This is a genomic window from Syntrophorhabdaceae bacterium (assembly GCA_028713955.1).
In the GTDB taxonomy this organism is placed as follows: Bacteria; Desulfobacterota; Syntrophorhabdia; order Syntrophorhabdales; family Syntrophorhabdaceae; genus UBA5609.
Genome location: JAQTNJ010000158.1, coordinates 1 through 7,253 on the forward strand (window position 1 = coordinate 1; position 7,253 = coordinate 7,253).

Annotated in this window: 6 protein-coding genes; all 6 read left to right on the forward strand. The window is 48.8% G+C overall.

The window, feature by feature from the left end:
* The coding region (locus PHU49_12180) for an FkbM family methyltransferase (protein ID MDD5244765.1) at positions 1-591 on the forward strand (591 nt) is incomplete at its 5' end.
* Between the two features lie 56 nt (positions 592-647).
* Entirely contained in the window at positions 648-1,199 is a 552-nt protein-coding gene (locus PHU49_12185) for a hypothetical protein (protein ID MDD5244766.1), read from the forward strand.
* Positions 1,196-2,386 (forward strand): hypothetical protein, encoded by a 1,191-nt coding sequence (locus PHU49_12190; GenBank protein ID MDD5244767.1) that lies wholly within the window; start codon positions 1,196-1,198, stop codon positions 2,384-2,386. The genes PHU49_12185 and PHU49_12190 overlap by 4 nt, the downstream gene beginning before the upstream one ends.
* Positions 2,383-4,440, forward strand: a complete 2,058-nt coding sequence (locus PHU49_12195) for a glycosyltransferase (protein MDD5244768.1) — start codon at positions 2,383-2,385, stop codon at positions 4,438-4,440. Before PHU49_12190 ends, PHU49_12195 begins: the two co-directional genes overlap by 4 nt.
* 468 nt (positions 4,441-4,908) lie before the next feature.
* Positions 4,909-6,459 (forward strand): flagellin, encoded by a 1,551-nt coding sequence (locus PHU49_12200; GenBank protein ID MDD5244769.1) that lies wholly within the window; start codon positions 4,909-4,911, stop codon positions 6,457-6,459.
* A gap of 72 nt (positions 6,460-6,531) precedes the next feature.
* Positions 6,532-7,253: flagellar cap protein FliD N-terminal domain-containing protein (locus tag PHU49_12205; GenBank protein ID MDD5244770.1), on the forward strand; the 722-nt coding region annotated here is incomplete at its 3' end.

Sequence of the window (7,253 nt, forward strand, 5' to 3'; positions counted from 1 at the left end):
GTAGACTGGATCAGGGACGCGGCGCATAACGGGGTCTTCTATGACGTCGGCGCGAATGTAGGGTCCTATTCTCTCATCGCTGCATCCCTTATGGCGGAAGATAACGGGGTAGTGGTATCATTCGAGCCGGCATATTTCAATTTTTATAAACTCTGCGAAAACATCAGTATAAACAAGTTCAATAAGAGAATAATTCCCCTGAATGTAGCCTTAACGAACACCAACATGCTGCTGGATATGCATTTTGCCGATACCAGATTCGGCTCTTCCAACAATCTATCCGATGCAGGGTCATCGGTCTTTACAACGGTACTCGGCATTCGTCTCGATGACGCAGTGGAGAATTACGGCATACCCTTTCCCAACCATATCAAGATCGACGTCGACGGAAGCGAAGAAAGCGTCCTCGAAGGCGGGAAAAGGACATTTCATGACAACAGGCTGCAATCGGTGATGATCGAAGTGAATAATGCAAACCCCGAAGAATGTTCACATGTATATCAATTTATGGCTGATGCCGGTTTTGTGATCCGGCAGACAGGGCAGCTTATCAGCAAAAACCTTTCAAACGTCCTTTTTGCAAGGAGCTGAACGTTGATAAGGATTGATATGACACATACACAAAATCCAATAAAGGCAGGAGAGCCATGGTGAGCTATCAGGCGAATTACGACACTGCGATAACCTACCTCAGGGTAGGACTGGAAGACAGGGCAAAGGAATCCCTGGAGAAAACCCTGGAATCGGTTCCCGACAATGAGAAAACAAACGATAATATCGTGTACCTGAAGACACTCTTTCTCCTCAGCAAGATCAACCTGGAAAAGGATAATATGAAGGAAGCGCTGCAGTATCTTGATGAGGGACTTCATGTAAAAAAAGATCACGCCGATCTGTTGTTTTTATGGTCCCTTTGCCTGGGGAATGCAAAACGTTATGATGAGATGTTTGCCTCCCTGATCAGATATCTTGTCTCTCTCACTGCCCGGGACGAAGATCGCTATGAATATGAATTCTCCGGCGAGGCAGCGCTCGGAGAGGTGTGCGATAAGTTAATCCCCCTGTCATACACACACTCCAGCACCCCTCAGGAATTCTGCACGATCGTCCGGCAATTAGCTGAAAAAACACAGAGTCCTGCTATAAACAAGGCCCTGGCAACAATAACGGCAATAGATCACAACGGATTGCAGGGATGAAAGATAAGCCGCACCTGAAAAAATATCGGAAGATCATCTTCCCTATAGGGGAAAGGGAGCTGGGTATCACGGGGAAGAGGCTCATCGAACTGTTGAAGGGACTTGCGGGCGATTCCATTCATATAGATGTTTATACACACAGCAGTGATATCCATGAAACAGTACGTGAAAAGACAAGCACGATCAAGACCATCAAACATATACTGATGAAAAACGAGTTCCGCTTCTGGACAATGATACAGAGGGACAGTTTCGCAAAGACATTCATCAGGCTTAACCACGACCTGGTGGTGCCGGGAACTGATTTTAAGTTCTGGAAGCAGGTAGGTTTTGATGATTTTCTCTGGAACGTTTCTTCAGACATCTTCCCTGCGATGAGCGGGTCTTATGATCTTATGCTTTTTCCGATCCCTTCCACCGATGAAACTCCATCGGTGCTTACCGATGTCTTCTATACCCATACGATCTTTTTCGCAAAGGAAAACAAGATACCGATCGTCGGCATCCAGATATTTCCGGTCTTTGATATGCCGCCCATCTTCCTCAAGATGCTCGACTACTTTATCGTTAAAGAGGATTACGAAAAAAGATATCTCATTGCAAAAGGCATTGACGAGCAGAAGGTATTCATAGTGGATGCGATGAAAGACAATTATTGCATCTCTACCGTTGAGGATACGTATAAAAACCTTGTCTTTGATGAGACAATACATGTCGATAAGGACAGCCTGGGCATTGTTGTTGTCAACCATCCCAGGAACAGGCAGCAGCTCTATGAAATATTTGAGGTCATTTCTCAATCAGGCATAAAAACGGACGTCTTCTTCACTTTTACAAATTACGCGGTGAGGAACCTCCATGAGAAGGATGTTTTTAATGCCCTTACCAGGCCTGTAATGGACCGGGAGATAAAAAAGTATTACTCCCTGAATACCGGTAATCTGGTCAATGTCGTGATGATCAGCGATGTCGTTATCGCCACGACCTATCTCGTTTCTCTCGGCTTTGCCATTAAGTATCAAAAGGGGGGGATCATATACAATCCTCTCAAGAAAAGTCATCCCCACCTCAATGACACTATCTTCACTAATTCGAAAGACGCCCTCAGGGAAGCCATACTCGAACAACATATGAAAAAGAAACGACAGTTGGCTGTTGCCGACATCATAAACAGGGTATTATCATGAGTCTGAAAGGAAAGAAGATCGCCTGTTTTGTCGCCCTCCCCCATCATACCCGTTTTTTGTGGCCTGTAACGGAATACGCGGAAAAGCTGGGCGCCAGGGTCATATATTTTACAACAATGTCCGACTTCCCTTACGAACTGGACTTAATACAGAAAGGTAAAGAATGCAGGATTTTGCAAAATTATGTCAACAGCGAGACGAGGGAAAAGGTCGAAACAACAATAAACAGCTTCTTTGAAATATGGAAAGACAAAAATTTCACGTGGGACGGACTCAGGCACTGGCCCCTTATACTGCAGGCCAACCTGCTCACGTCCGGATTTGAGGAGTACTTCTGTCTTGAAGAGTTTATCAAGACTGAAAAACCTGATCTGTTCTTTGCCCTTCATGAGCGCAACAGGTGGGGCAAGCTGATAGGCCATCTGTCAGCTAAATACGGGATCCCTTACGTTACCTTTCAGGAGGGTGATTACTACGAGGACAGGTTGAGCTTCAGCGGCCACTCGGAATACAGCACCGCCCTTCTTTTGTGGGGTGATGATACAAAAAACCGGCTTACGAGGGCAAAGGCTGCCGCAGAGAAGATGGTTCTCGTCGGCAATACGCACCTGTCGACGATTAAAAACACATATTTCCAGCCTCAGAAGATCAAAGAAACGAAGGCAAACCTGAATATTCCGCCGGATAAAAAGGTTGTCCTCTTCCTTGTGAGTATCCAATGGGGTATTATTAACGATCCATCCATCTGGGAACAACTTCTCAGCGGCATCAATGACGATGTAACAATAATCTTCAAGTGGCACCCCAAGGTCAGCTATGATGCGTATAAGAAAAACGTTGAAGCGGTATTCAAGGAAAAATTTCCATCCTGCCTGGTGTTCCAGAATTATGACCCCTATTACCTCCTCCCGGTAGCAGATTACTGCGTAACCCTTGGAAAAACTACGCTGGCGACAGAGGCACTCTCGTTTGGCAGACCGCTCTTTTCCTTCCCCGGGACCGACAGGCTGCCGGATTATTACGCGGAGCTTGGAATATCGCAGTCCCTTGCGGAATCATTTGAACCACTCTACAGGACAATAAAGGAAGGGGTGCCCGAAGAGATCCGGAAAAACGTGGACAGCTTCCTCCACCACTTCTTCTATATGAACAACCAGAGGTCCGTACCCGGCACCGTGGAGATCATGGACCACATCATGGGCATCAGGCACGCGGGCAAGGGAGGTGGCAGGAATGTCGCGGCAACAGGGTCCGGAAAGGAAACGCGCGCCTTCCGGGAGAACCGGATAAGCTACGTTGTCGCTGCCGACCATGATCAGGGGGCGCTCCTCGCCACGCTGACCTCACTATCCCAGAACGTGGGATTCGCCGACTGGGAGGTCATTGTTGCTACCGGCGACAGCTCCGTCATGGAAGTCCTGTCCGGTATCTCAGGCGATATCCGGGTTGTCGAATCAGAAAAACAAGGTCTCGCGTACCTTTATAACAAAGGTGCCCGGACTTCAACCGGCGAATATCTCATATTCATGAAATCCGGGATAGTCTATTTCAAAGACCAGGGTATCCTGGAGGCCATGCAAAAGGGCGCAGCCGGCATCCCTCTGAAAGACCCTGATATGGAGCCCTATTGCCTCGGTATACGGTTTGATTTCAACCATGTCCCGAGGATGATCAGGGACAGGGCCGATGAAGGCGCATATGATGCCGTCGGCGGTGGTCTGATAGCCATGCACCGGTCGCTCTATGAGGCAACAACCGGCTTCGATGAAAGGATAGCCGACCGGTTTATCGAGGCCGATATATGCCTTGAAGCAAGGGAAAGAGGATACGATGTCGCCTATCTCCCCGAATGTCTCGGGATCGTCTTTAAAGAGACCTTCGGTCATACGCAGGGAGGCACGGACCCGTCCGTTGGGAACGTCCCGTCCACGACAACCTCAAAAAACGGTAATGAAGAATGGAGACAAAGGATCACATTTTTCGCAAAATGGTGCGGCAAGCTGCCAAAAGACGACGATTATATAAAGTTTGCCGGAGAGTTGCTCAAGGTATAATAGGCCAAGGGGACTAAGGCATAGCGCATAGCGGAACACCTTTAAGGCGTGGGCGAGAACAACCATAATTCGTAATTTGTGAGACGTAAGTGGAAAAGCACAAGGTGCGAGGAGCGAAGCGACGTAGCGACCTCATAGGGTATGAACTATTAATGAGATTGCCGCGCTCCGCTCGCAATGACAAAGCGCTATATCCTATGGCCTATCACCTATTACCCATCACCTTTTACCTTTCACAGGGTTCATCCAATTACGAATTACGATTCACGAATTACGGGTGTTTTCACCTTTTAAGGATTTAAGTTTTTCCATATCCCTCCGATAATCTACACAAGCGAGAACCATGAGAGAAAACATTCATATATGGAAGAAGGAGGTGAAAAATCATTCTATGTCCACAAATTTTTCCCTCAACATATCGCTCAAAGGGCAGGACGCCCAAACAGTAAAATTCAAGGAGGATAGAGTATGGCTCTAACAATCAACACTAACTTATACGCGTTAAACGCACAGAGAAATTTAAGAAAGACGGAAAGTCCGCTTGCTACTGCAATGCAGAGACTTTCTTCCACATTGAGGATCAACTCGGCGAAAGACGATGCCGCAGGTCTTGCTATCGCAACAAGGATGCAGCGCCAGATCAATGGCTTGACAGTGGCCATGAGAAACGCAAACGACGGCGTGTCCTTCGCGCAGACCGCTGAAGGCGCAATGGACGAGATGATCTCATCCCTCCAGAGGATTTACGAGCTGGCTGAACAGTCGTCAAGTTATAACTCCTCTACAGACAGAAGCTCAATGAACACTGAGGTTACCCAGCTGGTGGACGAGTTGAACAGGATCGTATCGCAGACGAGATACAACGGAGACGCATTCCTCAACCAGGCCAAGAGTATCGACGTGCAGGTCGGAACCGAGATAAAAGAGACGATCAACGTCTCGACCTCGAACGTGGCCCCAACATCGATGGGTATATCAACAACATATTCAGATTCCATAGGCGGCTCAGACATCAGCAGGGCAGCAGGATTAAGCTTCCTCGGCACAGGGCTTGCTGCCGACGCTACAATCAACGGCAAGGATATCGGCGGCGCCATTGCTATAGCCGACGTCAAGAACAACAGCCTGAATCTTGTGAACAGGATCAACCAGTATACAGGCGACCATGGCGTTACCGCCTTCTCCGTTGGAAACTCCCTGGTAGGCGGAAGCGCCGGAATGACGGCAACGCTGACATCCGGTGCAGCAGCCCAGTATGTGGATGCAGGGTACCTGACCATCAATGGTGTACAGATCGGCAGTTTTGTTGCCGCGGCAACAGGCGAAGCCGCATCAGCCGATACGGCTGTAACCAACCTGTTATCGGCGATCAATGCCAAGACAGCATCAACCGGCGTATCGGCTTATGTTATGTCCACGGCGGACTTTACCACCAGTCAGACCGGTGGCGCCAACCAGGTGATCGTTCTGACAAACACAACAGGCGCCGGGATAAGCGTCTCAAAATATACCGGCGTAACGAACGGCACAGTCTTGTCGAATGTCCTCGCAAGCTCCACAATGTCGGTAGCCGCGGGGCAAAACGGCAAGATCATCTTCAACGGCGCATACTCCGATACCGCCGTCACCCTTGACGGCACGGCAACAGGCGCCACATTCGGCGTCGGCTCCTCTTCATCGACTGTCACATTGACCCAGCAGTCCGCTAACTCGCTCAGCGTATCGAGCGCGGGAAATGCCAACCTGGCAATCCTGATAGCAAAACAGGGTCTTGACACTCTTAACTCTGAAAAAGCAACACTCGGTGCAAAACTGAACAGGTTCGAATCGACAATCCGGAACCTTGATAACGTCCGCGAAAACATTACCGCAGCACGTTCAAGGATAATGGATGCCGACTTCGCTGCAGAGACAGCCAACATGACAAAATCCATGATCATGCAGCAGGCGGGAATATCTGTCCTTGCCCAGGCAAATACATTGCCGCAACAGATCCTTGCTCTCCTGGGAGGCAGGTAATCGAATAAATGCCACGGGCGGCAACCGCTGCCCGTGGCAACTTTTTACTGATAATTCAGCAGGAGGGGTGGAATGACAACAAGCAGCATAGCAAGCAGCATAGGAAGTATTGATACAACGACCCTTGTCAGCCAGCTCATGGAACTGCAAAGACAGCCGCTTACAAAACTCAAGGAGAAAGAGGCTGATTATCAGGCAAAACTGAGCGCCTACGGGACAATGCTCAGCGCTATTTCGACCCTTAAAAGTACTGTCACAAACTTAAAGGACTCCGGGTTGTTGGAAATGTCCGCATCAGTTTCAGATAGCCAGTATTTTACCGCCACCGCCTCTTCTTCTGCCAATGCCGGCACATATTCCATCAAGATTACCAATATTGCAACGTCACAAAATGTTTACTCAACCACTTTCTCCGAAGAGAACAGCGAGGTCGCCGACCTGACAACATACGGCGCGCAGAAGATCAAGATACAGGTGGGGAGCGGCGAGGTCATAGAAATTACCATCGATTCATCAAATAATACCCTGTCGGGCATAAAGGACGCCATAAACAATGCCGGCGCCGGCGTTGCTGCGTCCGTTATCAACGACGGAACAGGTTACAGGCTCTTACTGTCCACCAATTCAACCGGCGCATCGAACAGGGTCACTGTCATGGTTGATGAAGACAACAACGGGACTTATGAAGAGGCCGGCAGCGAAACCGATGCGACAGGCCTGTCGAAGCTTGCTTTTAACGCAACATATGATGCTGATGGAAACGTCACGGGCGGCATCACCAACATGACGCAATC

What these genes read in the sequence shown, in the direction of transcription:
- PHU49_12200 (MDD5244769.1), top strand. Translation starts at nt 4,909, where the DNA reads ATGGCTCTAACAATCAACACTAACTTATACGCGTTAAACGCACAGAGA.
- PHU49_12190 (MDD5244767.1), top strand. Translation starts at nt 1,196, where the DNA reads ATGAAAGATAAGCCGCACCTGAAAAAATATCGGAAGATCATCTTCCCT.
- PHU49_12195 (MDD5244768.1), top strand. Translation starts at nt 2,383, where the DNA reads ATGAGTCTGAAAGGAAAGAAGATCGCCTGTTTTGTCGCCCTCCCCCAT.
- PHU49_12185 (MDD5244766.1), top strand. Translation starts at nt 648, where the DNA reads ATGGTGAGCTATCAGGCGAATTACGACACTGCGATAACCTACCTCAGG.